The organism is Micrococcus sp. H39-S4, from assembly GCF_027158145.1.
Taxonomy (GTDB): Bacteria; Actinomycetota; Actinomycetes; order Actinomycetales; family Micrococcaceae; genus Micrococcus; species Micrococcus luteus.
Window position 1 is genome coordinate 1 of sequence record NZ_JAPVLT010000033.1, and the last position, 694, is coordinate 694.

A 694-nucleotide genomic window follows, 5' to 3' on the forward strand; every position below is an offset into this window, starting at 1 on the left:
TGAACCGGCTGGGCCGGGCGATGGCCGACCCGACCCGCTCCCGCATCCTCATGACACTCCTCGAGGGCCCGAGCTACCCGGCGGTACTCGCCCGCGACCTAGGGCGTGTCTGAGAATGGATCCAGGGGGCCAGCTGACACCCTGGAAGGCATGTCCCGCTTCCAGATGCTCTCCGATGCCCAATGGGAGTTGATCGCCCCGATGCTCCCGACCCGGACCGGCAGGGCCGGCAGGCCGTTCTCGGACGCCCGCACGATGGTGGAGGCGATCATCTACCGATATCGGTGCGGGATTGCATGGAGGGATCTGCCCGAGGTCTACGGGCCTTGGCAGACCGTGTGGACCTGGCACCGGCGCTTAGCTGAAGAGGGCACCTGGGATGCGGTGCTGGCGAGGCTGACCGCCGCCGCGGACGCCGAAGGCCTGATCGATTGGTCGGTCTCGGTGGACTCCACGATCGCCCGCGCGCATCAGCACGCGACGAACATCACCCGCCTCACAGGGGGATGGGTCGAACTACAGGAATCTGCATGAGGAGCCGGCCGATCACGGCATCGGGCGCTCCCGGTGTAAGCGGCCATGAAAAGCTGCCCATAGGTGGCCAGGGAATGACCCGCTGACGGCCATGAGGACTGCCCAGTGATGGCCACGGGAACTGCCCGGTGCTGGCCATCTGGTTTGCCCGCGTTGCTCG

2 pseudogenes are annotated in these 694 nt (G+C 67.0%); both read left to right on the forward strand.

Annotated features, from left to right (window positions below):
- Positions 1–101, forward strand: a pseudogene (locus tag O3T09_RS11805) (ArsR family transcriptional regulator); the annotation flags it as partial.
- A gap of 49 nt (positions 102–150) precedes the next feature.
- Positions 151–568, forward strand: a pseudogene (locus O3T09_RS11810) (IS5 family transposase); the annotation flags it as partial.
- Positions 569–694: the final 126 nt, after the last annotated feature.